The sequence below is a fragment of the Nonomuraea sp. KM88 genome, assembly GCF_052245635.1.
Lineage (GTDB): Bacteria > Actinomycetota > Actinomycetes > Streptosporangiales > Streptosporangiaceae > Nonomuraea.
On sequence record NZ_JBQQCC010000014.1, the window covers coordinates 116,311 to 138,692 of the forward strand.

Annotated in this window: 20 protein-coding genes; 9 read left to right on the forward strand and 11 right to left on the reverse strand. The window is 72.2% G+C overall.

The window, feature by feature from the left end:
- Positions 1 to 58: 58 nt before the first annotated feature.
- The 3 genes from ACTWPV_RS34575 to ACTWPV_RS34585 all read left to right on the forward strand — a co-directional run bounded on the left by ACTWPV_RS34575 (position 59) and on the right by ACTWPV_RS34585 (position 1,409).
- A complete protein-coding gene (locus ACTWPV_RS34575) occupies positions 59 to 406 on the forward strand; it encodes a hypothetical protein (protein WP_443154980.1) in 348 nt (115 codons plus the stop codon).
- 42 nt (positions 407 to 448) lie between these two features.
- Positions 449 to 889 carry a MarR family winged helix-turn-helix transcriptional regulator gene (locus ACTWPV_RS34580; RefSeq protein ID WP_347647426.1) on the forward strand — a complete coding sequence of 147 codons (441 nt, stop codon included), beginning with the start codon at positions 449 to 451 and terminating at the stop codon, positions 887 to 889.
- A 79-nt stretch (positions 890 to 968) separates the two neighbouring features.
- Positions 969 to 1,409, forward strand: coding sequence for a hypothetical protein (locus tag ACTWPV_RS34585; protein WP_443154981.1), 441 nt, complete (start codon positions 969 to 971; stop codon positions 1,407 to 1,409).
- On the opposite strand, the gene ACTWPV_RS34590 is transcribed toward ACTWPV_RS34585, so the two are convergent.
- Positions 1,406 to 2,578, reverse strand: coding sequence for an MFS transporter (locus ACTWPV_RS34590; RefSeq protein WP_443154982.1), 1,173 nt, complete (start codon positions 2,576 to 2,578; stop codon positions 1,406 to 1,408). The two genes, ACTWPV_RS34585 and ACTWPV_RS34590, sit on opposite strands and share 4 nt — an antisense overlap.
- Positions 2,579 to 2,648: 70 nt before the next feature.
- Positions 2,649 to 3,227, reverse strand: coding sequence for a TetR/AcrR family transcriptional regulator (locus ACTWPV_RS34595; protein ID WP_443154983.1), 579 nt, complete (start codon positions 3,225 to 3,227; stop codon positions 2,649 to 2,651).
- 162 nt (positions 3,228 to 3,389) lie between these two features.
- Here ACTWPV_RS34595 and ACTWPV_RS34600 point away from each other — a divergent pair, with 162 nt between their 5' ends.
- On the forward strand, positions 3,390 to 4,364 hold the full coding sequence (locus ACTWPV_RS34600) for an aldo/keto reductase (RefSeq protein ID WP_443154984.1): 975 nt from the start codon (positions 3,390 to 3,392) through the stop codon (positions 4,362 to 4,364).
- On the opposite strand, the gene ACTWPV_RS34605 is transcribed toward ACTWPV_RS34600, so the two are convergent.
- Genes ACTWPV_RS34605 through ACTWPV_RS34625 form a run of 5 tightly spaced genes read right to left on the reverse strand, consistent with a single transcriptional unit; the run spans position 4,361 to position 9,963 of the window.
- Positions 4,361 to 4,951 (reverse strand): hypothetical protein, encoded by a 591-nt coding sequence (locus tag ACTWPV_RS34605; protein ID WP_443154985.1) that lies wholly within the window; start codon positions 4,949 to 4,951, stop codon positions 4,361 to 4,363. The genes ACTWPV_RS34600 and ACTWPV_RS34605 overlap by 4 nt on opposite strands.
- Positions 4,952 to 4,990: 39 nt before the next feature.
- The gene (locus ACTWPV_RS34610; RefSeq protein ID WP_443154986.1) at positions 4,991 to 6,640 is read right to left on the reverse strand and encodes an alpha-L-arabinofuranosidase C-terminal domain-containing protein; all 1,650 of its coding nucleotides are present in this window, start codon (positions 6,638 to 6,640) and stop codon (positions 4,991 to 4,993) included.
- Positions 6,637 to 7,512, reverse strand: a complete 876-nt coding sequence (locus ACTWPV_RS34615) for a carbohydrate ABC transporter permease (RefSeq protein WP_443154987.1) — start codon at positions 7,510 to 7,512, stop codon at positions 6,637 to 6,639. The genes ACTWPV_RS34610 and ACTWPV_RS34615 overlap by 4 nt, the downstream gene beginning before the upstream one ends.
- Positions 7,509 to 8,477 (reverse strand): carbohydrate ABC transporter permease, encoded by a 969-nt coding sequence (locus ACTWPV_RS34620; RefSeq protein ID WP_443154988.1) that lies wholly within the window; start codon positions 8,475 to 8,477, stop codon positions 7,509 to 7,511. The genes ACTWPV_RS34615 and ACTWPV_RS34620 overlap by 4 nt, the downstream gene beginning before the upstream one ends.
- Positions 8,478 to 8,505: 28 nt before the next feature.
- On the reverse strand, positions 8,506 to 9,963 hold the full coding sequence (locus ACTWPV_RS34625; RefSeq protein ID WP_443154989.1) for an ABC transporter substrate-binding protein: 1,458 nt from the start codon (positions 9,961 to 9,963) through the stop codon (positions 8,506 to 8,508).
- A gap of 497 nt (positions 9,964 to 10,460) precedes the next feature.
- Between ACTWPV_RS34625 and ACTWPV_RS34630 the strand changes: the two genes are divergently transcribed.
- From ACTWPV_RS34630 to ACTWPV_RS34640, 3 genes are all read left to right on the forward strand, one after another.
- Positions 10,461 to 11,456: a LacI family DNA-binding transcriptional regulator gene (locus ACTWPV_RS34630; RefSeq protein ID WP_443154990.1), complete on the forward strand. Its 996-nt coding sequence runs from the start codon at positions 10,461 to 10,463 to the stop codon at positions 11,454 to 11,456.
- Positions 11,457 to 11,552: 96 nt separating this feature from the next.
- Entirely contained in the window at positions 11,553 to 12,722 is a 1,170-nt protein-coding gene (locus ACTWPV_RS34635; RefSeq protein ID WP_443154991.1) for a hypothetical protein, read from the forward strand.
- A 177-nt stretch (positions 12,723 to 12,899) separates the two neighbouring features.
- A complete protein-coding gene (locus tag ACTWPV_RS34640) occupies positions 12,900 to 13,859 on the forward strand; it encodes an NAD(P)H-dependent flavin oxidoreductase (protein WP_443154992.1) in 960 nt (319 codons plus the stop codon).
- On the opposite strand, the gene ACTWPV_RS34645 is transcribed toward ACTWPV_RS34640, so the two are convergent.
- The gene (locus tag ACTWPV_RS34645; protein WP_443154993.1) at positions 13,843 to 15,318 is read right to left on the reverse strand and encodes an alpha/beta hydrolase family protein; all 1,476 of its coding nucleotides are present in this window, start codon (positions 15,316 to 15,318) and stop codon (positions 13,843 to 13,845) included. The two genes, ACTWPV_RS34640 and ACTWPV_RS34645, sit on opposite strands and share 17 nt — an antisense overlap.
- A 99-nt stretch (positions 15,319 to 15,417) precedes the next feature.
- Here ACTWPV_RS34645 and ACTWPV_RS34650 point away from each other — a divergent pair, with 99 nt between their 5' ends.
- A complete protein-coding gene (locus ACTWPV_RS34650; protein WP_443154994.1) occupies positions 15,418 to 16,029 on the forward strand; it encodes a TetR/AcrR family transcriptional regulator in 612 nt (203 codons plus the stop codon).
- 151 nt (positions 16,030 to 16,180) lie between these two features.
- On the opposite strand, the gene secD is transcribed toward ACTWPV_RS34650, so the two are convergent.
- Positions 16,181 to 18,424 carry a protein translocase subunit SecD gene (secD, locus tag ACTWPV_RS34655; protein ID WP_443154995.1) on the reverse strand — a complete coding sequence of 748 codons (2,244 nt, stop codon included), beginning with the start codon at positions 18,422 to 18,424 and terminating at the stop codon, positions 16,181 to 16,183.
- Between the two features lie 37 nt (positions 18,425 to 18,461).
- Positions 18,462 to 18,806, reverse strand: coding sequence for a hypothetical protein (locus ACTWPV_RS34660; protein ID WP_347647410.1), 345 nt, complete (start codon positions 18,804 to 18,806; stop codon positions 18,462 to 18,464).
- Positions 18,807 to 19,091: 285 nt separating this feature from the next.
- Between ACTWPV_RS34660 and qcrB the strand changes: the two genes are divergently transcribed.
- Positions 19,092 to 20,726, forward strand: coding sequence for a cytochrome bc1 complex cytochrome b subunit (gene qcrB, locus ACTWPV_RS34665; protein ID WP_443154996.1), 1,635 nt, complete (start codon positions 19,092 to 19,094; stop codon positions 20,724 to 20,726).
- Positions 20,727 to 20,747: 21 nt separating this feature from the next.
- On the opposite strand, the gene ACTWPV_RS34670 is transcribed toward qcrB, so the two are convergent.
- The gene (locus tag ACTWPV_RS34670) at positions 20,748 to 22,283 is read right to left on the reverse strand and encodes an FAD-dependent monooxygenase (RefSeq protein WP_443154997.1); all 1,536 of its coding nucleotides are present in this window, start codon (positions 22,281 to 22,283) and stop codon (positions 20,748 to 20,750) included.
- Positions 22,284 to 22,382: the final 99 nt, after the last annotated feature.

The window sequence follows — 22,382 nt, forward strand, 5'->3', positions numbered from 1 at the left end:
GCGGCAACCCGCCCGGGCCCGTGGGACCGCCGCACGGCGGCAGTATCTCCGGGTCGCCGTGGACTACACGCCGGTCAAGCGCGCCGACGACCTGTACTACGGCGGCCAGTCGCTCATGTGGTCGTTCAAGAAGTCGGGCCTGGACCCGCAGACCCATCCGTACTCCTACACCGGCGGGATGGGCACCGGCTTCCACGCGGTCTACTACCTCGACCCGGGCTCGCTGCTGACCGCCTACTCCGAGGTGGAGGTGACGCCCGCGCTCGACAAGGACGGCCGGCCGCGCGCGGACGCCGACTTCTACAAGGTGCGGGTCGAATACCACCATCCCGCCCGGCTGCCGGCCATGAAGCCCGAGGGCAGTCCCGCGCGGCCGGAGCTCACCTGGCCGCGGGACAAGGCGTGATCCGGGGTACGCGGCCGTGCCGCGCTGCGGGAAACTGAAGGGATGACCGCCGAGAACGACCGTCCCGGACCGCCCGTGACCAGCACCTCCATCGTCCTGCTCACGCTGGCCCGCCGCATCGAGAGCGAGCTGGGCGCCGCCCTGGCGCCGCTGGATCTCACGGTCGGCCGGCTGGGGCTGCTGGGCCACATCGCCGGGATGCCCGGGGTGTCGTTCAGCGAGCTGGCCCGGATGTCGGGCACCACGGTGCAGAGCGTGCACGCGGCGGTGAAGGCGCTGGCCGCCGCCGGGCTGGTGCGCGACCGCACCGCCCGGGCCGGGTCGGCCTCGACCATCGAGGTCACGGCCGAGGGGGCGCGGCTGCTCGACGCGGCGCGGGAGGTGGTGGCGCGGGTGGACGACCTGCTGTTCGGCCCGGCGGCGGATCCGATCCAGCGCCAGGTCGGCGACGCGGTGCGGGCGGCTTTCCTGGGCGCGGGCTGACCCCACCACCTTCAGGCGCCTTGAAGCTTGCGTGCTAAGCTTCAAGGCGACTGAAGGTCGTTCGGCGTCTGGAGGATCGGTGGAGGGTCTGCTGCTGTCGGTGCACGTGCTGGCCGGCTTCTTGTTCGTCGGAGGGTCGGCCGTCGCGGCGAGCCTGTTCCCGCGGTACGCGCCGGTCGCAGGAGCGGCGGAGGGCGGCGAGCGCAGCAGGGCCGTGGCCGCAGCGCTCCACCGCGTCAGCCGCGGCTACGGCATCGCCGCCGTCCTGGTGCCCGCGGCCGGCATCGTGCTGGCCGTCGTCCAGGGCAGGATGAGCGAGACGTGGCTGGTCGCCTCCATGGTGCTGACCCTCGCGGCGGGCTGCCTGCTGGCCCTGCTGATCGTCCCCCGCCAGCGGGCCGCGCTTGCCGAGCCCGGCGAGCCGGCGGCGCTGCGCACGCTGAGCATGCTCACCGGCGGTTACAACCTGCTGTGGGCGGTCGTGGTCGTGCTGATGATCGTCCAGCCGGGAGCCGGTTAACCGGCGCGTACGACTCGCCCGCGGTCGCGGAGCCAGGCGTAACCGCTCACCGCGATGCCCGCTACCGTGACGGCCGCCGCCACGAGGTAGAGCGAGCGCAGCCCGAGCCCGGCGTCGATGACCCGGCCGCCGAGCCAGGCGGCGAAGGCCGCGGCGAGCTGGTAGGCGGAGGCGTTCACCGCCATGGCCAGCGTGGGCGCGGCGGCGGCGGTGGCCAGCACCCGCGCCTGCATCCCGGGGATGACGGAGAAGCCGAGCGCGCCGACCACGAACACCATCACCGCCGTGACGGCCGTGCTGCCGCTGCCCGCCCACATGAGCACGAGCGCCCCCGCGAGCAGGGCCAGCAGCCCGATCTGCGCCCGCATCGGCGACATGTCGGACAGGCGGCCTCCGGCGATGTTGCCGGCCGCCGCGCCCACGCCGTACACCAGCAGCAGGACGGCGACCGCGCCGGCGGCGAACCCGGTGACGGTGGTGACCAGGGGCGCGAAGAAGGTGAAGACCATGAGCAGCCCGGCGTTGCCCACGGCGGTGACGGCGATGGCGAGGAGAACGTCGCGCCTGCGGAACACGCGCAGCTCGACCACCGCGGAGGTGGCCGGCGCGGCAGCGCGGACGTCCGGCACCAGCCGCGCCACCAGCATCCATCCGGCCGCGCAACACGCGGCGATGGCCAAGAACGTGGCCCGCCAGCCGTGCGCCTCGCCGATGAGGGTGCCGATGGGCGCGCCGAGGATCATCGACAGGTTCATCCCGAAGACGAGCGTGGACACGGTGGACGCCTGCCTGTCCGGCGGCGCGGTGGACGCGGCGATGACGATCGCGTTGGCAAAGAACGTGGACGTCACCAGCGCGGTCATGACCCGCGCGGCGAAGAGCACGGGATAGGCGGGCGCGAGCGCGGAGGCCAGGTTTCCCGCGATGGCGATCGCGAGCAGGGCCAGGATGAGCGGCTTGCGCGGGAAGCGGGCGCTGAGCGCCGTCAGCGCCGGGCCGCCGACGATCATCCCGATCGCGTACGCCGTCACCAGCAGCCCGGCGGCCGGGATCGACACGGTCAGGTCCTCGGCGAGGTCGGGCAGGATTCCGGCGATGACGAACTCGCCGGTCGTGATGCCGAAGACGCAGAGCATCAGCGCGGGCACGCCGGCATTGATCCTGGTCACGAAGACTCCATTCTTTACTGATCTGTACAAAATGACGGCAGCACGAACCCCGCGGCGGATCCCGCGGGGTTCACAGGGCGGCGACGGCCCCCTCGACGACGTCGAGCAGCGCCTGCCGGTCGCCGGTGACCTTGGCGAGCACCCGCAGGCCGTAGTAGGCGCTCTGGAACGCGCGCGCCACCTGGAGCGGCGGCCGGTCGGACGCCAGCTCGCCCGTGCTCTGCCCGACCTCCACCAGCCGCAGGATCGCCTGCTCCAGGTCGGTGAACTGGCGGCGCACGAGCCCGGCGACGGCCTCGGTGCGCCCGCTCGACTCGGTGGCGGCGTTGAGCGCCAGGCAGCCGCGCCGGCCGGGGTCGGCCATGTCGGCGTCGATGACGCCCAGCATCAGGTCTCTCAGCCGGTCACGCACGGAGCCGGGCTCGGCCAGCATCGCGAGCTGGGCCTCGCCCTTGGTGTCGGCGTAGCGGCGGATCGCCGTCTCGTAGAGCCGGTGCTTGCTGCCGAAGGCGTTGTAAAGACTGCCGCGGCCGAGCCCCGTGCGAGAGCACAGGTCCTGGGTGCTGGTCGCTTCGTACCCCTTCTCCCAGAACAGCTCCATCGCGGCGTCGACGGCGGCCTCATCACTGAACTCGCGTGGCCTGCCCATGAAGGGCAGGCTACCGTATTTTGTACAGAACAGTAAAGAAACTGCCCGCCGACCCACGCCACGCGCGGGCGCGGCACGCGTGGCGGCGGACGAGGGGGAAGAGGTGCTTAACTTGGCTACGTAAAACGTTTCATTGGTCCGCGTTACCCCGGAAGGACACCCTTGGACTACGAACGCCAGCCGTACAGAAGGTGCGGCCGCAGCGGTCTCCTGCTCCCCGCCGTGTCGCTCGGCCTGTGGCACAACTTCGGCGGAGGCAGGCCGCTCGACAGCCAGCGCACGATCCTGCACAAGGCGCTCGACCTCGGCATCACCCACTTCGACATCGCCGACCGGTACGGCCCGCCGCTGGGAGCCGCCGAGTCCACGTTCGGCCGGATCTTCCCCCGGTCGATGCGCGACGAGGTCGTGGTCACGACCAAGGGCAGCAACCCCATGTGGGACGGCCCGTACGGCAAGGGCAACTCCCGCAAGCACCTGCTCGCCACCCTCGACAGGTCGCTGGAGCGGCTCGGCCTCGACTTCGTCGACATCTACTACCTGCACCGCGACGACCCCGACACCCCGCTCGAAGAGCAGGTGGCCACGCTCGACCACATGGTCCGCACCGGGCGCGTGCTCTACGTCGGCGTCTCCAACTTCTCCCCCGAGCGCACCGCCCAGGCCGCCCGCCTGCTGCGCCAGCTCGGCACCCCGCTCCTGGTGCACCAGCCGTCCTACTCCCTGCTCAACCGGGGCATCGAGGACTCGTTGCTGGGAGTGCTCGAGGAGCAGGGCGTCGGCTGCGTGGTCTACTCGCCGCTGGCGCAGGGCCTGCTGACCGACCGTTACCTCGACGGCATCCCCGCCGACTCGCGCGCCGCCGAGGGGCGTTTCCTCACGGCCGACCGGGTGACGCCGGAGGTGCTGGCGTTCGTGCGCTCGCTGTCCGAACTGGCCGAGGCGCGTGGCCAGACGGTGGCCCAGCTCGCGCTCGCCTGGGCGCTGCGCGACCCGCGCATCACCTCGGTGCTCGTGGGCGCGTCCAGCCCCGAGCAGCTGGAGGCCAACGTGGCCGCCGTCGACAACCTCGACTTCACCCACGAGGAGCTGGCGGCCATCGACCGCGCCGCCAAGGAGTCCGGCGTCACGGCCTAGCGCGCCGCCCCTCGGCCGGCGGGCGGCGGCGCCTGCGGCGCCCAGCCGTCCGGCCGGTCGAGACGCTGGTAGAGGCCGTACACGAAGCGGGCACGGTACACCGTGCCCGCGTGGGCGAACTCGACCGACCAGTGGTGCGGCGCCTGCCCCTCGAGCGAGGTGGCCCCCGGGAAACTCGTGCCCACGTCGGCGACGACGCACGTCCAGGGGGTGAGGTCGGCGAAGGCCAGCCGCACGCCGCCGCGGGGCCGGACGAACCACTGGTTCCAGACCTCGCCCCCGGGCCCCGTCAGCACCTCGAACTCCAGGCCCGGCCACGACGGCAGGGCCCACCGGTGCACGTCGCAGGTCAGGCTGCCGAACGCGCGCGGGCCCGCGTGGTGGGGCGGGCCCAGCGCCATCCGGAACACCGCCGCTCCCTTGGGAGCCCGGGCCGCGTGGGCCAGCCGGGTCCAGTGGGTGTGCGCGGCCCGCACCTCGGCCCCGGACGCGCCCATGGCGGCGAGCGCGTCCTCCACCCGGCCGGCGTTGAGGTCGCGCATCCGGTGCATCAGGGCCAGCTCGAACTCGCGCACCCGGAACCCCATGCCCCCAGCCTGCCAGAGTGAGCCCGTCGTTCGGACGGCTCAGAAGGCGAGCACGGTCACCGAGTGCGGGCCCACGGCCCACGTGCCGTCGCTCGCCTCGACCTGCCCGAGATCGCGCACCGCGACCGTGTCCGGCGCCCCGAGGGTGTTGACCGCGTGCAGGTCGCCGGCCCCGAGGGTGCGGACCCGCGCGCTCGCGGGAGTGTCGCCGGCGGCGCCGTCGAGGACGATCAGCAGGCGCACGCTCTCATCGCGGTGCCGGTTGACGACCGCGACCCGCACGGAGCCGTCGTCGGCGCGGGTGGCCGACACGTCGACGTAGGGGACGGTCATGGGCGCGGTGAGCAGCCGCCCGTCCGGGCCGCGGTTGTCGCCGAGCCGGACCGACGCCGAGCGCGCCGGGCCGTCCACCCGCGTCGGCAGCACGGTCGGGCCGGTGTGGTGCCGGTAGAGGTGCCAGACGTGGTAGATGGTCGAGCGCAGGGCCCCTCCGGGACGGGCGACGATCACGCCGTTGGCGTTGACCAGGTTCACCGGGTTGGCCATGCTCACGGGCGCCGGCAGGCCCACGGTGCGGTGGATGGCGTGGAACACCCCGGCGTAGAAGACGAGGTCGCCGACCGTACGCGGGCTCCACCGGTTCACCCGTACGGGGCCCGGCCGATCAGCGGGCGTCACGCCGGAGAGCTCGCGCGGGGCGATTCCGCCGTCGTCGCCGGGGAGCGGGTCCGGCCAGGCCGCGGGCTCCAGGTGGCGCATGTTCCACTCGTCGAGGGCGAGCGCGGGCGGGCGGTCCAGGCCGGCCTCCGCGGCGAGCGCCGTGACCAGCTGGGAGTAGGACTGGATCTCCCGCTCGAAGTAGAGGGACTGGGCGACGACGTCGTCGTAGTCGTCTCCGGTCCACATATGGGTGCTGGCGCCGTACAGGTGGAGGGACAGGTAGTCGAGCAGGTGGCCCGCCTGGCGCATCAGGGGGCGCGTCCACTGTTCCTGCTGCCAGGGGATGCCGACGCCGATCAGGCGGAGGTCCGGGTCGACCAGGCGCATGAACCTGGCGTGCTCGCGGGCCGCGGCGGCGTACTCCTCGGCCGGGCGGTGGCCCATCTGCCACGGGCCGTAGACCTCGTTGCCCACGCCCCAGTACTTCACCGTCCACGGCTCGGCTCGCCCGTTGCGGGCGCGCCGGCGGGTGAGCGCGGTCTCCTGGGCGGCGTTGGTGTACTCGACCCAGCGCACCGCCTCGTCGACGTCCCGGCAGGAATGCACCAGGTACGGCTCCGCGCCGATGGCCTCGCACCAGGCCAGGAACTCGTCGGTGCCGAAGCGGTTGGACTCCAGCCCGCCCCAGGCCAGCTCCAGCCGACGGGGCCGGGTGTCGCGCGGGCCGACGCCGTCCTCCCAGTGGTAGGCGGAGGTGAAGTTGCCGCCCGGCCAGCGGATGGGGCCTGGGGCCAGCTCGCGGCAGAGCTCCAGCACGTCGGCGCGCACGCCCTGGAGCAGGCCGGGGTCGCCGACGGACAGCGGCGACCCCTCGTCGAACACGCCGCCCTCGATGTTGCCGAAGAAGGCGGACTCCAGGAAGTGGCCGTAGACGTCGTCGTCGATCCGGCCCTCCGGGTGGCGGGTGTCGATCGTCACGAGCGCCTCACGGGCGGGGACGGGCATGTCAGGGATCTCCGTTCCGGTCATTGCTTCACCGCTCCCGCGATGCTGTCGACGAACTTGCGCTGGAGCACGACGAAGACGGCGATCACCGGGATCAGCGAGATGACCGCCGCGGCGGCCATCCCCGACCAGTCGGTGCCCCGTTCTCCGACGAAGACGGTCATGCCCACGGCCAGCGTCCGCAGGCCGGGCTCGCTGAGCGTGAACACCAGCGGCAGGAGGTAGACGTTCCAGGCGAACAGGAACGTGAGGATGACCACCGTGGCGGTGATCGGCCAGGCGAGCGGGAGCATCACGCGGAAGAAGATCGTGAAATGTCCGGCGCCGTCCAGGCGCGCGGTCTCCTCCAGCTCCTTCGGCATCCGCCGGAAGAACCCCGCGTAGAGCAGGGTCGAGGCGATCTGCCCGCCCGCGCCCAGCCCGAGGACCACGCCGGCGTGCGTGTTGAGCAGGCCGAGCTGGTCGGTCAGCTGGGTGATCGGGATGATCGTGTATCCCTCGGGGAGGAAGAAGGTGACCAGGAACACCCCGATGAGCAGCTTCTTGCCGACGAAGTCGTAACGTCCGAGCACGTAGCCCGCCAGCGCGCTGCGCACGACGACGAGCAGCACGGTGCCCGCGGTGATGACGAGCGTGTTGACGAAGTACGTGGCGAAGCCCACCTCGTTCCAGGCCCGGGCGTAGTTCTCCCAGACCGGCTCCTCGGGCAGCAGGGCGAGCCCGCGGCCGAAGATCTCGGGCGACGACTTCAGCGACGCCGAGACGAGCCAGGCGAACGGGTAGATCCACAGGCCGCCGAGCACGAGGAGCAGGACGACCGTCACCACCTGACCCGGGCTGGGACGGCGGAGCAGGCGGGCGCGCCAGGTCAGGCCGGTCCGCGCGGTCGCCGTCATGACGCGCCGGTCCTTCCCCTGGCCCAGCGCATGCCGACGGCCTGGGCGATCGCGAAGCCCACGGTCAGCAGCCCGAACAGCACCGCCGCCGCCGACGCGTAACCCAGCTGGGGAACGGTGGCCTGGAAGGCCGTACGGAAGATGAAGATCTCGATCACCTCGGATGAGAAGGACGGGCCCCCGCCGGTGAGGGTCTGCATCAGGTCGAAGACGTTGAACGCGGCCACCGTGTCGATCAGGGTGATGATCACGAGGAACGGCACGAGCAGTGGCATCGTCACGTGGCGGAACTCCGCCCAGGCGCCGGCGCCGTCGATCATCGCGGCCTCGTGCACCCCCTGCGGGATCGTCTGCAGCGCGGCCAGCCAGTAGATCAGCGTGATTCCCAGCCACTTCCACACCCACACGGCGATCCCGGCGTAGAGGGAGGTGCCGGCGTTGGCCGCGAAGTTCGCCGGCGAGTCGATCAGCCCCGACCAGACCAGCGCCAGGCTCACCGGGCCGCTCGCGTCGAGCAGCAGGGTGAACACGACGCCGACGATGGCTCCCGTGGTGACGACCGGCAGGAAGAACAGCGTGCGGAAGAAGCCCTTGAACGGCGTCTTCTTCCGGTTCAGCACGAGCGCCAGCGCCAGCGCCAGCCCCACCCGCAGGGGTACGGCGAACACCAGGAACACGATCGAGTTCCAGAACGCGTTCCAGAAGAGGTCGTCCCCGATGAGCCGCTCGAAGTTCTCGACGCCGACGAAGGTGCCGGCGGTCGCGAACCCCGGCCAGTCGAGGAGGGCGAACCACCACGAGGCCAGCAGCGGGTAGACGGTGTAGGCGCCGTAGCCGAGCAGGGTCGGGAGCAGGAAGAGGTAGATCCACCAGTCCTGCCGCAGGCGGCGCAGCAGGCCGCGCCCGCCGCGGTCCCGCGCGGCCGGCACGGCCGGACGCTCGCGCCGCCGGATTGTCGTTGTCATCGTGCTCCTGTTCGCGGGCGGGCTCGGCTCAGCGCTCGGCGTAGGCCTGCTGGTCGTAGTCCGCCTTCCTGTCCCAGTTGGCGAACACCCAGGCCTTCGTGTCGACCTCGACGCCCTTCTCCTCGCGGACGACCTTGATGGCACGCTCGCGCTCGGCGCTCATCGCGTCGGTGTAGCGGCGCAGCTCTCCGGCCACGTCGGTGGTCGACCCGGTCAGCACCGACTGGACGATGTCGCCGAGGTTCGGATGGACGTCGCGCATCTCGGCGAGCACCTGCCAGACGCCGGGGGTGGCGACCTCGGGTGCCGGGGCGATCCGCACGTCGTCCTGGAAGTTGGCCACGCACTGCCGGTAGGCCGGATGCACCTCCGCCTCCTCCACCACGTCGGCGAGGGCGGGCGGCTGGTCCATGGCGGCGGCCAGCCTGGCCTGGAACTCCTTGGTCGTCATCTGCAGCATGAGGTCGGCGGCGTCCTCGGCCCGCTTCGACTGGCTCGACACCCAGAAGGTGCCGGACTGCGGAGGGCTGTAGACGAAGTTCCTGCTCTTCTCGGGGCAGGGGATGTGCCAGGTCCCGACCCCGCGCTCCACGGCCTCCGGCTCGTCCACGCGCAGGCCGCCGATGAACCAGGCGCCCCACAGGTACACGCCCGCCTGACCGGCCGCCCAGCGGGCGCGGGCGTCGCGGGCGCCCATCGACGGGGACGCGGGATGCACGACCTTGTCGGTCTGCAGGGCGATCAGGAACTCGATGGCGTCGGCGTACTGCTGGGCGTCGTAGGCGTAAGCGCCCGTCGTCCAGTCGATGCCGCCGGGGGCGCCGGCGGTCATGGCCAGCCGGTTCACCAGGAACTGCAGGTATTCGGTCTCCTTGCTCGGCACGACGATCCCGTACACGCCGTCGCCGGTGCCCTTGGTGAGGCGCCGGGCGACGTCGCGCAGATCGTCCCAGGTGGCCGGCTCCTCCTCGGGGTCGACCCCGGCCTGCTTGAGCAGCGCGGTGTTGTACCACGGCACCGCCTCGTGCCAGCGGCCGGAGAACATGGGGAAGGAGTAGATCTCGCCGTCGAAGCGGTGCATGCCGTCATAGAGGAACTCGCCGACCGGGCTCCCCTTGAAGTCGGCGAGCTCGCCGATCGGCTGGAACCAGCTCTCGCTGACCAGCGCCGCGGCGGAGGTTCCCAGGCCGGCCAGCGAGTGCACGTCCGGCATCTGGTTGCTGCGCCGCCCGACCTGCAGCGCCTGCCCCAGGTCGGGCACGTCCATCTGGCGCCGCTCGATCGTGACCCCGGGATGCTCCTTCATGTAGGGGCCGAACAGATCGTCCTGCAACATCTTCGTCAACGGGCGGAACTGGTCCCACCACTGGAGGGATCCGCTCGCGCCGCCGCTCTCCCGGCTCATCTGCCCGCCACCCGTGCATCCGGCCAGCGCCGCCGCCAGCGCGGCGGCGCCGGCGCCGCCGATGAACTGGCGCCGGCCCATACTGGGTCGCCCGGCGCTCCCGGCACCGGGCCGGCTTCCAAGGATCCGTTGCTGCCGCCGCATGGCGACTCCTCTTCGTCGGTTCGGTCAGCGACCTGTCCCGCCCGTCCCTGATCGCAGGGATCCCCCGGTCAAGCGGATTTATGTTTGCGCAAACCTATGTCCGCTGCCCATCAGCGTCAAGATGGTGCCGGTGAGGTTTCTGAGCGGACGACATCGGTCACTACGCTGGGCCTCGTCGACTTGACGTCGTGATATGCATGTTTGCGTAAACAAAAGAAGCGGGCGCACGAGGGCTCAGGGAACGATTTCCGCGGCCCTGAGCGGAGATGTACGCTGTCGGCGGCGACACGTCCTTGAGCGACGTCGAGAGCGCCGGCGGCCAGGCCCTGACCGGCCCGTCCCCACCTTTTCGTGCGCTCCGCCCGCTGCGATGACGAAGGGAGACGCCCGGCGTGGTTCGAGCACCAGGCACGAGAGCGTCCGGAGGGCCGTCCATGGCCGACGTCGCCGAACTCGCCGGGGTCTCCGGCCAGACCGTCTCCAGGGTCGTCAACGGCAACGACCGCGTGACCGCCGCCACCCGGCTCAAGGTCGAGACGGCCATGAGACAGCTGGGCTACCGCGCCAACATCGCCGCGCGGGCGCTGGCGACCGGCCGGTTCGGCACGATCGGCGTCGTCACGTTCAATCTCAGCGCCGTGCTCAACGTGCGCATCGTCGAGTCCGTCGTGACCGGCGCCCAGGCCCGCGGCTACTCGGTGAGCATCGCGGTGGTCGACGCACCCACGGAGAAGGACGTGCGCGCGGCCGTGCGCGGTCTCACCGACCGGGCGGTCGACGGCGTGATCGTGATCGAGGCGCGCGTGCTCGACACCCCCCACCTCCAGCTGTCCGACGAGGTGCCCCTGGTCATCGCCGACAGCAAGGCGGCGCACCGGCATCCGACGTTCGGCATGGACGAGGCGGCCGGCGCCCGCGCCGCCGTCGACCACCTCCTGGAGCTGGGGCACGCCACGGTCCACCACGTGGCGGGGCCCGCCGGGTCCAATCCCGCCCAGCGGCGCAGGGCGGCCTGGCAGCGGCTGCTGAAGCGGGCGGGACGCACGATCCCGCCGCCCGTCGTCGGCGACTGGTCGCCGCGGTCCGGCTACGAGGCCGCTCTCCGCCTGCTGGCCGACGACTCCGTGACCGCCGTCTTCGCCGCCAACGACCAGATGGCCGTGGGCGTCCTGCGGGCGGCGGCCGAGCTGGGCCGCCGGGTGCCCGACGATCTGAGCGTCGTCGGCTTCGACGACCTCGACTTCGCGCCCTTCCTCACCCCGCCGCTGACCACGGTGCGCCAGGATCTCGCCGCGGTGGGGCGCCGCTGCCTGGAGCATCTGATCGCCCAGATCGAGACGCCCGCCGGACCTGCCACGGCCGCCGGCACGAGCCGGTTCGTCCGTCCCGAGCTGGTGATCCGCGCGTCCACCGCGCCGCCGCGCCGCTGAGCCCGCGCCGACCGGCCATTGACAGCGCGATCGAGTTAGCGCAAACATGACCGGCGAGTGCGCCGATGACCACCGCTCATCCCCCAGGGAGCAACCATGCTGCGCCGACTGCCGATCCTCACCATGACCGCGGTTCTGGCCTTCTCGACCGCCGCCCACGCCACCACCCAGGAAGGCGGACCCGTACGGAACGACCAGCCCCGCGCTCTCGGAGCCCTCGGGGCGAACTTCAACCAGAACCTCGACGCGCTGGACTACCGCGAGCTGCGGGAGGCCGGCGCCCGCTGGGTGCGCGGGTTCTTCCCGATGCCCGCGGCCGACGACGTCAACCCCGCCGATCACTTCGCGATCCGCACCCTCACAGAAGCCGCTGGACGCGGCCACGACACCCTGCTGAGCCTGAAGTTCCCCTACAACCAGGCCTCCTTCCCCGCGCCCGGCAGCAAGGAGATGGCCGCGGAGCTGGCCCGTCTCGACCGGGTGTTGCCCGCGGTGATGGGCAAGATCGACATCATGACGATCGGCAACGAGCCGTTCATCGAGAGCCTGCCCGCCGAACGCGACGAGCGGCTCAACGCCTTCTACGAGACCGTCGCCCGGCACGTGATCCGCTATCGGCGCGAGCACTGCGGCGCGGGCTGCGGCACCAAGCTCTACATGGGCGCGCTCAACCGGCTCGACCTGGCCGACCGCCGCACGCCCGCCGCTGAGCGCTGGATGACCTTCGTCCGCGAGACTCCGGAGATCGAGGGCGTCGACATCCACCCCCACGTGCCCGCGCCGGAGAACACGCAGCCGTTCCTCGACTACATCCTGCCGCGGATGCGCGCGGGCCAGACGTTCCTCGTCACCGAGTTCTCGCTGGTGTGGCACTGGAAACGGCACATGGAGGACCCCGTCGCGGCGGACTTCGCCCAGCGGTACGGATTCGCCCCCGGCACCAAGGTCTGGCAGGTGATCAAGGCCGCCGTCGACGACCCCTTCCCGCAGCGCAAATGGCGTGACTTCCTGACCAGCTGCCCGTGGTTCACGAGCCAGTCGACCTTCCTGCGCGACCAGATGCGGCTCTACCGCGGCACCGGCCGGCTGGCGGTGGCGACGTACGGCTTCAAGCAGGACGACCTGATGGTGCGCAACTTCGGCCCGGACAAGGACCCGTGGCTGCTCAACAGCGTCTTCGCCGCCTACACCGTCAAGCCGCGCGGAGACGGGACGTCCGCTCCCAACTACTGGCTCGGCGCCTTCAAGGCCCAGCAGCGGACCTGACTCCCCGCCGTCCCGGCCTGCCGGCCGGCGCGGCGGGGTCCCGACGCCGCCGGTGGCACGGCCCGCGACATGCCGCGCACCCGCGCATCGTGCGGGCAGGCCGGGTCGTTGGCACCATGGTCACGACCGGCATGGAGCGCGGCAGGCGCTCCCAAGAGTCCCGAAGGAGCTGACAGTATGCCGAACACCTGGCTGACCGGCCGTTTCCGGCTCGATGTGCCACTCGTCGGCGCGCCGATGGCGGGCGTGGGCGACGGGCGGCTCGCCGCGGCCGTCTCCAGGGCGGGCGGGCTCGGCATGGTCGGCGTGCCCCCCACCGCGCCTGGCTCGTGGGTCACCGAACAGGCGGCCGTGGCCGCCGCGAGCGGGCGGGCGTACGGCGTCGGGCTGATGGCCTGGGCGCTGCCGGGCAACCCCGGCCAGTTCGAGGCGGTGCTCGCGGCCCGTCCCGCCCTGGTGTCCGTCAGCTTCGGCGACTACCTGCCGTACGTCGGACCGCTGCGGGAGGCCGGCGTCACCGTGGCCGTCCAGGCGGGCACCACGGACGAGGCCCGCGCCGCCGAGCAGGCCGGGGTGGACCTGGTCGTCGCCCGCGGCAGCGAGGGCGGCGGGCACGGGCGCGCCGAAGTGGCCACGCTGCCGCTGCTGCAGAGCGTTCTGGACGTGGTGGACGTGCCGGTGCTCGCCGCCGGCGGTATCGCCACGGCCCGCGGCCTGGCCGCCGTCCTGGCCGCGGGCGCGGAGGGCGCCTGGGTGGGCACCGCCTTCCTCGGGTGTTCGGAGACGACCGCCTCGGAGGCGGCCCGGCAGCGGATCCTCGACGCCGGCGAGACCGGCACCGCGTACGGGCGCGTCTTCGACGTGGCCCAGCGGCTCGCCTGGCCCTCCGAGTACGGCGGCCGCGCCCTGCGCAACACGTTCTTCGACCGGTGGGCGGGCCGGGAGGCGGAGCTGGCCGGCGACGAGGCGGCGCAGTCGGAGCTGGCGCGGGCGCGTCGCGAGGGCGACTTCGACACCGCCTGCGTCTACGCCGGGCAGGCCGTGGGCCTGGTGCGGCGGCAGCGCACGGCGGCCGACGTGGTAGCGGACTTCGCCACCGCCGACACCCTGCTGTCCCGCTTCACCACCCCCCGCTGACCCCGGCCGCTTCGCTCCCCTGGCGGCTGTCGAACCGCACGCCGGGGAACCCGGGCTTCCCGTCGAGCAGGTCCGCCGGGGCGCCCTTCAGGTGCCGGTCGAAGAACGCGAGCGTGTACGCGTTGATGATGGCGTGCGCCCGCTCGGCGCCGATCGGCCCGGCCAGGCCCGCCGCGCGCATGAGCGGCGACCAGAGGGGCGCGTCGGTGTAGTCGACGTGGTACGCGCCCGGCACGAGCACGAAATAGCCCGCTCCCGGCAGCTTGTCGTACAGCGCCCGCATGGTGATCTGGTGCCGCTCGACCTCGGCCTCGTCCCAGCCTTCTCGGCGCATGGTCGCGGCGTCGCGGGTGAGCCACATGGCGGGCTGCTCGATGCCGTCGCGCACCACGCCTTCCGGCATGGGGGCGTCCATGATCAGGCAGGCGCGCAGGCGGGGTTCGCGCGCGCAGGCCTGCGCGGTGACGATGCCCCCGAGCGAGATGCCGAAGACTCCGGTACGCCGCAGGTCCAGCCGCCCGGTCAGGACGCCGCGGGGGTCGGCCTGGTCGAGCCCGGCCAGCCGGTCGAGCGTGAAGGTCACGTCCTGCGCGAGGTGCGGGATCATGCCGTCCGCGAGGGGGCGGCCGTTCAGCACCGGCGCTGTCGCGGCCGGCTTGAGACTCTGGTCGACGAGCGCCATCAGGCTGTCGCGGGGCAGCCCGGCGATCGAGCGCCCGTCGGGGAAGCGTACCGATCCGGCGGCGTACGGCTGGTCGATGGCGACGACGACGTAACCGCGGGAGACCAGGGGCTCGACCTGGAACATGTTCATCTGCCTGAAGCCCTGCGCCCCTTCCAGGAAGACCAGCACCGGATGGCGGCCGGGCACGGCGGGGGCGGCGGTGACGGCGTTGCTGGTCGACTGGCGCATGTGCTGGAAGGTGGCGTCGGGCACGCCCGCCAGCCGGGCGACCGCGGTGATGACTCCGGGATCCTCCACGTACGGGGTGCGCGGGGCCGACGGGTCGGGCCGCGCCGGATACCAGATCTGCACCATCAGCTCCCGGCGCGCGGCCGGGTCCGGGCCGAGGATCTCCTGGCGGCCGGCGTCCTTCCAGTGATAGGTCAGCGTGCCGATGCCGTGCGGGCCCTCGGGCGGGGGGAAGCGCAGCACCGGCAGCACCATCGGCAGGGCCACGGCCGGCACCAGCGCCATCGCGCCGAGCGCGGTGCCGAGCCTGCCCGCCCGGGCGGGAACGGGCGGGCGCAGGATCCGCCAGAGCCACCAGGCCGGCAGCGCCACGGCGAGGGCGTACGCGGGGACGAGCGGTATGCGGGCCCCTTCCACCAGCACCTGCGCCACGGCGGCGAGCGCGGCGAGCGGCGCCACGTGCCGCGCCCGGCGCAGCGGCGGCACCGCGAGCACGAGGAGCGCCAGCAGGTCCACCGCCACCAGCACGATCTCGAAGGGTCTCATTCCGTCCTCCTCTCCTGGTGCCTCCAGGATCAGTGAATAGGCAGTAACTGTCAACATGGCAGCTGCTGACAATCAGAGAACACCCAGTACGCTTGCCCCGTGCCCCTGACCCTTCGCCAGCGCAACCGGCTGGACGCGATCCACCGGATCATGGACACCGCCATGGACCTGTTCGACGAGCGCGGCTACTCCGCTGTCACGATCGAGGAGATCGCGGCCGCGTCCGGCGTGTCGCCGCGCACCTTCTACCGCTACTTCGGCACGAAGGAGGGCCTGTTCACCGCCGATCCCCTCGCCGCCGTCGGCATCGACGGCTACTCCGGCCAGATCGACCCCGGCGACCTGCCGGGCACGCTCGAACGGCTGATCACCCTCATCGGCGGGGGCCCGGACGCGTCCGAGGGCGAGCCCTGCAGGTCCTGGCGGGGGATGCGCTACGTCATGGAGGAGCCCTCCGTGCGGGCCGCCGTCTACGGCGCGCTCGACGAGGAGGCCGAGCGGCTTGCCGCCCTGCTGCGGGACGCCGGCCAGAGCCCGGCACGGGCCCGCGTCCTCGCCCGGTCCTACCTGTTCGGCGCCTATTTCGGCGCGCTGGAGCAGTGGCACCTCGACGGCCGCTCCCGCCCGCTGCTCGACTACGTGCGGGAAGGCCTCGCGGCCCTCGCCGGCCAGAGCGCAGGCGGCGGCGCTCAACGGCGGGAGCAGGCGTGAAACGGCCGGAGCACCCGCGAGACGCGGGCACTCCGGCCACTGTCAGACCGACGGCACGACCCGGTTGCGGACACCCCGGCCGACGGCACGATCCCTCCGGGGGGCCCGGACGGGGCGGGCACCGTGGCGCCCGCCCCGGCCGAAGCGCGTGCTACACCACGGCGCCCGACCCCTTGCGGGCCTCGGGGGCGCGGCGCTTGACGGGCTCGGGGGGCGGCCGCCGGTCGAACCGGGACAGCACGATCGCCGTGGGCCCGGCCACGAAAGAGGACGAGAGCGTGCCCATCACGATGCCGGCGACCAGCGCGATCGCGAAGTCCTGCAGCGAGTCGCCGCCGAAGACCATCAGGGCCATCAGGATGAACAGCGCACCGAGCCCGGTGTTGACCGTGCGCGGCATGGTCTGCAGGATCGCGCCGTTCACCGACGCGGCGAACGGCTCCTTGCGGCGTGCCGTCCACAACTCCCGCACCCGGTCGAACACCACGACCTTGTCGTTGACCGAGTAACCGACGATGGTCAGCATCGCGGCGAGGAAGACGCCGTCGATCGGCTTGCCCAGCCACGCGAACAGGCCCGCGACCACGAACACGTCCACGAGCAGCGCGGTCACCGTCGCCGCGCCGAACGTCCACCGGAACCTGACCGCCAGGTACAGCAGCTGCATCGCGACGGCCACGCCGAGCGCGATGAGCGCGTTGCGGCGCAGTTCCTCGCCCAGGCTCGGGCCGATGAACTCCTCGCGCTGCTTCGTCACCTCGCCGGCTTCCCGCTCCAGCTCCTGCTCGATCTGCGCGGCCTCGTTCAGGCCGAGCTCGGCCGCGCGCACGGTGACGGTGTCGCCGCTGGACTGCACCACCGCCGTCGGCAACCCGGCGCGCGAGACCGCCTCACTCGCGGCCTCGGCCGGGATCGGGCGGTTCGTGGTGAACTCCACGAGCCGGCCTCCGGTGAACTCGACGCCGAAGTTCAGCCCGCGGACGAGCAGCCCGGCGACGGCCACCAGGACCAGTCCGCCCGCGACCGCCAGCCACACCTTTCCGGCCTTCATGAGCTGCGGGTTCCTGCGCGCCAGCCAGGTCCTGACAGTGCCGGGCGAGCCGACGCCCGACAGGCGGGGGCTCATCTTGTTCATGGCGATCTCGGTGAGCACGCGGGTGATGAGCATCGCGGAGACGAGCGAGGCCAGCACACCGACGGCCAGCGTCACGCCGAAGCCCTTGACGGGTCCCGACGCCAGCCAGAACAGCAGGCCGGCGGCGATCAGGGTGGTGATGTTGGAGTCGGCGATGGCGCTCCAGGCATTCTTGAAGCCCTTGGCCATCGCCGACTTCAGCCCTCTCTTGGGCGCCTGGCCGTACTCCTCCCTGGCTCGTTCGAAGACGAGCACGTTGGCGTCGATGGCCATGCCGATCGCCAGCACGAACCCGGCCAGGCCCGGCAGCGTCAGCGTCGCGCCCATCGCCACCAGAGCCGCGTAGGAGATCAGGCCGTAGCAGACCAGCGCGATCGTGGACAGCAGCCCGGACAGGCGGTAGACGGCGATGATGAACCCGGCCGTCAGGATCAGACCCACGACCGCCGCCTGGGCGCTCGCCTCGATGGCCGCCTCTCCGAGCGTCGGGCCCACCGTACGCTGCTCGACCATCGCGAGCGGGACGGGCAGCGCACCACCCTTGATCAGCACGGCGAGGTCGCGGGCCTCCTGATGCGTGAACGAGCCGGTGATCTCGGACTTCCCGCCGGGGATGCCCACCTGGCAGGCCACGGACGGGTCGAGCGGCGGCGAGGAGATGATCTCCTTGTCGAGCACGATCGCGACCCTGCGCTTGGGGTCGCCGACCGGCTCGCAGGCGGCCGCGCCGGTCAGCTTCTGCCAGGCGGCGGCGTCGCGGAAGTCGAGGGTCACGAACCACCCGGGGCCGCGCTGCGGGTCGCTCTGCTCGGCGGCGTCGCTCACCCCGTCGCCGGTGATGGCGGCCGGCCCGAGCTTCAGCGGCTGCCCGTTCTCGTCGGGCAGCGCCGACTTGTCCCCCTGTTCGGCCGCGCCGGTCACGGGGTGGAACGCGAGCTGCGCGGTGCGGCCGATGACCTCGGCCGCCTTGCGCGGGTCGAGCACGCCGGGCAGCTCGACGATGATGCGCTTCTCCCCCGAGCGGACCAGCGTGGGATCGACCACGCCGAGCGCGTCGGCCCGCTGGCGGAGCACGGACAGCGCGCGGTCGGTGGCGGCCGCGTCGGCCTTCACGGTCGGTGAGTCTCTCGCCTCGAAGACGAGCTGGGTACCGCCGCGCAGGTCGAGGCCCAGACGCGGCTCCATGGACAGCGTGAGTACGGATGAGATCGCGATGACGGCGAGCGCCGTCACCGCACGCCAGAACGGCGCACGGAACATGGCAGCCTCCACAGGCTAGACGTGCGGGAAAAGATCGTCAGTGCGCTGTGGAGGGAGGCGCGCGGGCAGGCGACGCCACCGGCTTGCGCTGCGCGGTGGCCTCGGGGGCGGGCCTGGAGACGACCACGGCCCACGCGTGCCGGAAGTCCAGGAGCTCGGAGGCGGGCAGCGCCGCGCCGCCCGCGCCGGTGAAGGTCTGCGTGCCGGCCCAGATGCGCGCGGCGGCGGGCTGGAGCGGGTGCTGCCGGGCGGCGGGCTGCTGCCCGGCGGCGAAGGTGGCGCTCTTGACCGTGGTGACCGGCTGGACGGGCTGCGCGTGCGCGACGGCCGGCAGGAACCAGGAAAGGAGGAAGACCAGTGCGGCAGGCAGTTTCCCGCGCATCTCTCCCCCTCTCCCTCAAAGCTCCCAGCCTAGCCCCCTGCGGCCGGTGCGAGGATCATTCCCGCCCGCGCGGCGGGGCACGCCGGACTCGGCCTGAACCGTACGCGCGCCGGACTTCCATCCTTTTGCCCGGAACACCGATCCGGCTTAGCCGCCGTTGAAGGTCGCGAGACTACGCTTCCGTAATGCGGCTTACGAGTTGCTTCGGCGGCTCGCCGCGGGGGGAGTGACGACGTTCTCCCGCGTCCCGCCGCGCCGGCACGGCGGCCCACGGGGAGGCCACGCATGAACACAGTGCCCGGATTCATCGCCGGTCCGAGCGGATATCTCGACGACCGGCTGGGGATGGCGCCCTTCCTCAAACGCAACCTGCGCAAGATATTCCCGGACCACTGGTCGTTCCTGCTGGGCGAGATCGCCCTCTACTCGTTCATCATCCTGGTGCTCACCGGAACGTTCCTGACCTTCTGGTTCACGCCCAGCATGGGAGAGGTCGTCTACGACGGCTCCTACGCGCCGCTCAGGGGCGTGGTGATGTCCGAGGCGTACGCCTCGACGTTGGAGATCTCCTTCGACGTGCGCGGCGGTCTCCTGCTCCGGCAGATCCACCACTGGGCCGCCCTGCTGTTCACCGCCGGCCTGATGGTGCACATGATGCGGGTGTTCTTCACCGGGGCCTACCGCAAGCCGCGCGAGCTGAACTGGCTGATCGGCATCACGCTCTTCGTCCTGGCCCTGGCCGAAGGGCTCACCGGCTACTCCCTGCCCGACGACCTGCTGTCCGGAGCCGGGCTGCGGATCACTCAGGGAGTGCTGATGTCGATCCCGCTGGTGGGCATGTACCTGTCGTTCTTCCTGTTCAACGGCGAGTATCCCGGCGACGCCGTGATCCAGCGCTTCTTCACCCTGCACATCCTGCTGCTCCCCGGCCTCCTCATCGCGCTCATCACCGCCCACCTGGTGCTGATGTGGGTGCAGAAGCACACGCAGATGCCGGGCAAGGGCCGTACCGAGAAGAACGTGGTGGGCGCGCCGCTGCTGCCCGCCTTCATGGCGAAGTCGGGCGCGTACCTGCTGTTCACGGCCGCCGTGCTGGCCGGGCTGGCGACCTTCGCCCAGATCAACCCCATCTGGCTGTACGGCCCCTACTCGCCGGCGGACATCTCCGCGGGATCCCAGCCGGACTGGTACATGGGCTTCCTCGAAGGCGCCCTGCGGATCATGCCCTCCTGGGAGATCAACATGTTCGGGACCGCCCACGCGGGCACGCTGCCGCTGAGCGTGCTGATCCCGGCGCTGGGGCCGCTGGGCCTGATCCTCACCGGTCTGGTGCTCTATCCGTTCCTGGAACGCTGGGTCACCGGCGACCGCCGCGAGCACCACATCGTGGACCGGCCGCGCAACAACCCGCACCGCACCGCGATCGGCGTCACCGGCATCACCTTCTACGGCCTGCTCCTGGTGCTCGGCGCCAACGACCTGATCGCGGTCTACTTCAACGTCAGCCTCAACTGGACGACGTACGCGGGCCGGGTGCTGATCTTCGTTGGCCCGGCGGTGGCCTACCTGGTCACCTACCGGCTGTGCCTGGGCCTGCAGCGCTCGGACGCCGCCACCATCGACCACGGGGTGGAGGCGGGAGTCATCCGGCGGCTGCCTCACGGGGAGTTCATCGAGGTCCACACGCCGCCATCGGACGACGTCGAGGCCCACCTGCGCGGCAGGTCAGCCATCCCGATGTTGCCCGGGGCGCCCGGGGACGGCGACCGGGTCCCGCCCGAGAGCGCTCGGGGCCCGCTCGGCCGGCTCAGGCTGAGGATGAGCCGCGCGTACGGCGAGGAGCAGATCCCGTACGGCGACGGCCACGACGGCGAGCAACAGGCCGCGAGGACCCCCGAGAAGAAGGCTCCGCCAGACTGACGCCCGCCACGTCGTCGCCCGTCACGCCTGCGCGCGTCCTTGCTGGAGCGCGCCCCGCAGCCAGCGGCCGAGGCCGCCGGAGGCCGGCCGGCCGCGCCAGGCCAGATGCGCGTCGGGACGGACGAGCCACACCTCGTCGTCTCGCCAGCCGGCCGGTGTGAGCACGACGACGCGCTCGCCCAGGGCCGAGCCCGCCTCCGAGCGGCACGCGGGCGCGGCGCGGGGGGTGGCCAGCAGCGCCCAGCGCCCGCCCAGTTCGGTATGCAGCCGGGTGACGTCGCCGTGCGCGTCGACGCACCGCAGGTCGGGAACGCGGTCGCCGGATCGTGGCCGGCGGCCGGGCCCGGGCAGGGAGCCGCGGACCGCCAGAGGGCCGCGGCGGTAGCTCACCCCCAGCTGCGAGGCGATCTGGGTGGATCGGCGCTGCACCGCGGGGTGGTTGCCCAGCGGCACCAGCACCCACTTGATCAGCAGCCGCAGCAGCGGGCTGTCGCCGATCTGGAGGCGGGTGGTGGCGCTGGTGTTGCGGAGCACCTCGGTCGCGAGCGGGCGGCGTTCGTCCTGGTAGGTGTCCAGCAGCCGCTCGCCGCCGTGGCCCTGGATGACGAGCGCGAGCTTCCAGGCGAGGTTCTCGGCGTCGCCCATCCCCGTGACCATGCCCTGCCCGCCCATCGGGCTGTGGATGTGGGCCGCGTCGCCGGCCAGCAGGACCCGGCCCTTGCGGTAGGCGTCAGCCAGCCGGCGGTGGACGCGGAAGACCGACGCCCAGACCGCGTCGCGGATCTTCTCCCCGTCGAGGCCGGCGCGCTCGCCCACCAGGCGGCGGAAGACCGTGAGGATCTCGGGCTCGGTGAGCTGCTCGTCCTTGGCGCCCGGCAGGTAGGCCATCAGCCGCCACCGGTCGTCCGATTCGCCGCCGGGCATGGGCATGGCGAACAGCGGCCCGTCCGGGTGTGCCCACCCGTGTCCACCGGCGCGGGCGAGATCCCAGCCGGCGTGCACGTCGGCCAGGAGCCACTGGTCGGTCAGCGGCGCGCCGGGAAAGGGGATGCCGGCCAGCTTGCGGACCGTGCTGTGGCTGCCGTCGCAGCCGGCCAGCCAGCCGGCGCGCACCTTGCGCCCGCCGTCGAGCACGGCGGTGACCCCGTGGTCGTCCTCGGCGAGGTCGGTCAGGGCGGTGTCCCATTCCACGTCGACGCCCAGCTCCGCCAGGCGGGCGCGGAGCTGGGCCTCGATGTCCGTCTGGGGAAGGACCAGCGCCGGTTTGGGCGTGCCCGGGCCGGCCTCGCCGAAGCGGGTGACGAGCGCGGCCCGCCCGCCGATGTACGTGGTCAGGACGAGCGACGGGGCCGAGCGGCCGGGCAGGTCGCCGAGCGCGCCCAGCCGGTCGAGCACCTCGGCGCCGCGCGCGTGCAGGATGTTGGCGCGCGAGGTGGTGGCCGGGGCCGGCGCCTGGTCCACCACCCGGACCGCCACCCCGTGCAGCCGCAGGGCGCAGGCCAGTGCGAGACCGGCGGGCCCGGCCCCGACCACCAGGACCTCAGCGGATTCTCTCATGGCGACCACCTGCTTGTGATTGACGTCAGGACGGAACTGTTACGTTCCTTCGTCATCACGGTAGCCTCCCACTACGATGGAACACAACTGTTCCGTCTC

What these genes read in the sequence shown, in the direction of transcription:
- ACTWPV_RS34670 (WP_443154997.1), bottom strand. Translation starts at nt 22,283, where the DNA reads ATGAGAGAATCCGCTGAGGTCCTGGTGGTCGGGGCCGGGCCCGCCGGT.
- ACTWPV_RS34610 (WP_443154986.1), bottom strand. Translation starts at nt 6,640, where the DNA reads ATGACCGGAACGGAGATCCCTGACATGCCCGTCCCCGCCCGTGAGGCG.
- ACTWPV_RS34580 (WP_347647426.1), top strand. Translation starts at nt 449, where the DNA reads ATGACCGCCGAGAACGACCGTCCCGGACCGCCCGTGACCAGCACCTCC.
- ACTWPV_RS34615 (WP_443154987.1), bottom strand. Translation starts at nt 7,512, where the DNA reads ATGACGGCGACCGCGCGGACCGGCCTGACCTGGCGCGCCCGCCTGCTC.
- ACTWPV_RS34595 (WP_443154983.1), bottom strand. Translation starts at nt 3,227, where the DNA reads ATGGGCAGGCCACGCGAGTTCAGTGATGAGGCCGCCGTCGACGCCGCG.
- ACTWPV_RS34620 (WP_443154988.1), bottom strand. Translation starts at nt 8,477, where the DNA reads ATGACAACGACAATCCGGCGGCGCGAGCGTCCGGCCGTGCCGGCCGCG.
- ACTWPV_RS34640 (WP_443154992.1), top strand. Translation starts at nt 12,900, where the DNA reads ATGCCGAACACCTGGCTGACCGGCCGTTTCCGGCTCGATGTGCCACTC.
- qcrB (WP_443154996.1), top strand. Translation starts at nt 19,092, where the DNA reads ATGAACACAGTGCCCGGATTCATCGCCGGTCCGAGCGGATATCTCGAC.
- ACTWPV_RS34605 (WP_443154985.1), bottom strand. Translation starts at nt 4,951, where the DNA reads ATGGGGTTCCGGGTGCGCGAGTTCGAGCTGGCCCTGATGCACCGGATG.
- ACTWPV_RS34635 (WP_443154991.1), top strand. Translation starts at nt 11,553, where the DNA reads ATGCTGCGCCGACTGCCGATCCTCACCATGACCGCGGTTCTGGCCTTC.
- ACTWPV_RS34630 (WP_443154990.1), top strand. Translation starts at nt 10,461, where the DNA reads ATGGCCGACGTCGCCGAACTCGCCGGGGTCTCCGGCCAGACCGTCTCC.
- ACTWPV_RS34660 (WP_347647410.1), bottom strand. Translation starts at nt 18,806, where the DNA reads ATGCGCGGGAAACTGCCTGCCGCACTGGTCTTCCTCCTTTCCTGGTTC.
- secD (WP_443154995.1), bottom strand. Translation starts at nt 18,424, where the DNA reads ATGTTCCGTGCGCCGTTCTGGCGTGCGGTGACGGCGCTCGCCGTCATC.
- ACTWPV_RS34645 (WP_443154993.1), bottom strand. Translation starts at nt 15,318, where the DNA reads ATGAGACCCTTCGAGATCGTGCTGGTGGCGGTGGACCTGCTGGCGCTC.
- ACTWPV_RS34625 (WP_443154989.1), bottom strand. Translation starts at nt 9,963, where the DNA reads ATGGGCCGGCGCCAGTTCATCGGCGGCGCCGGCGCCGCCGCGCTGGCG.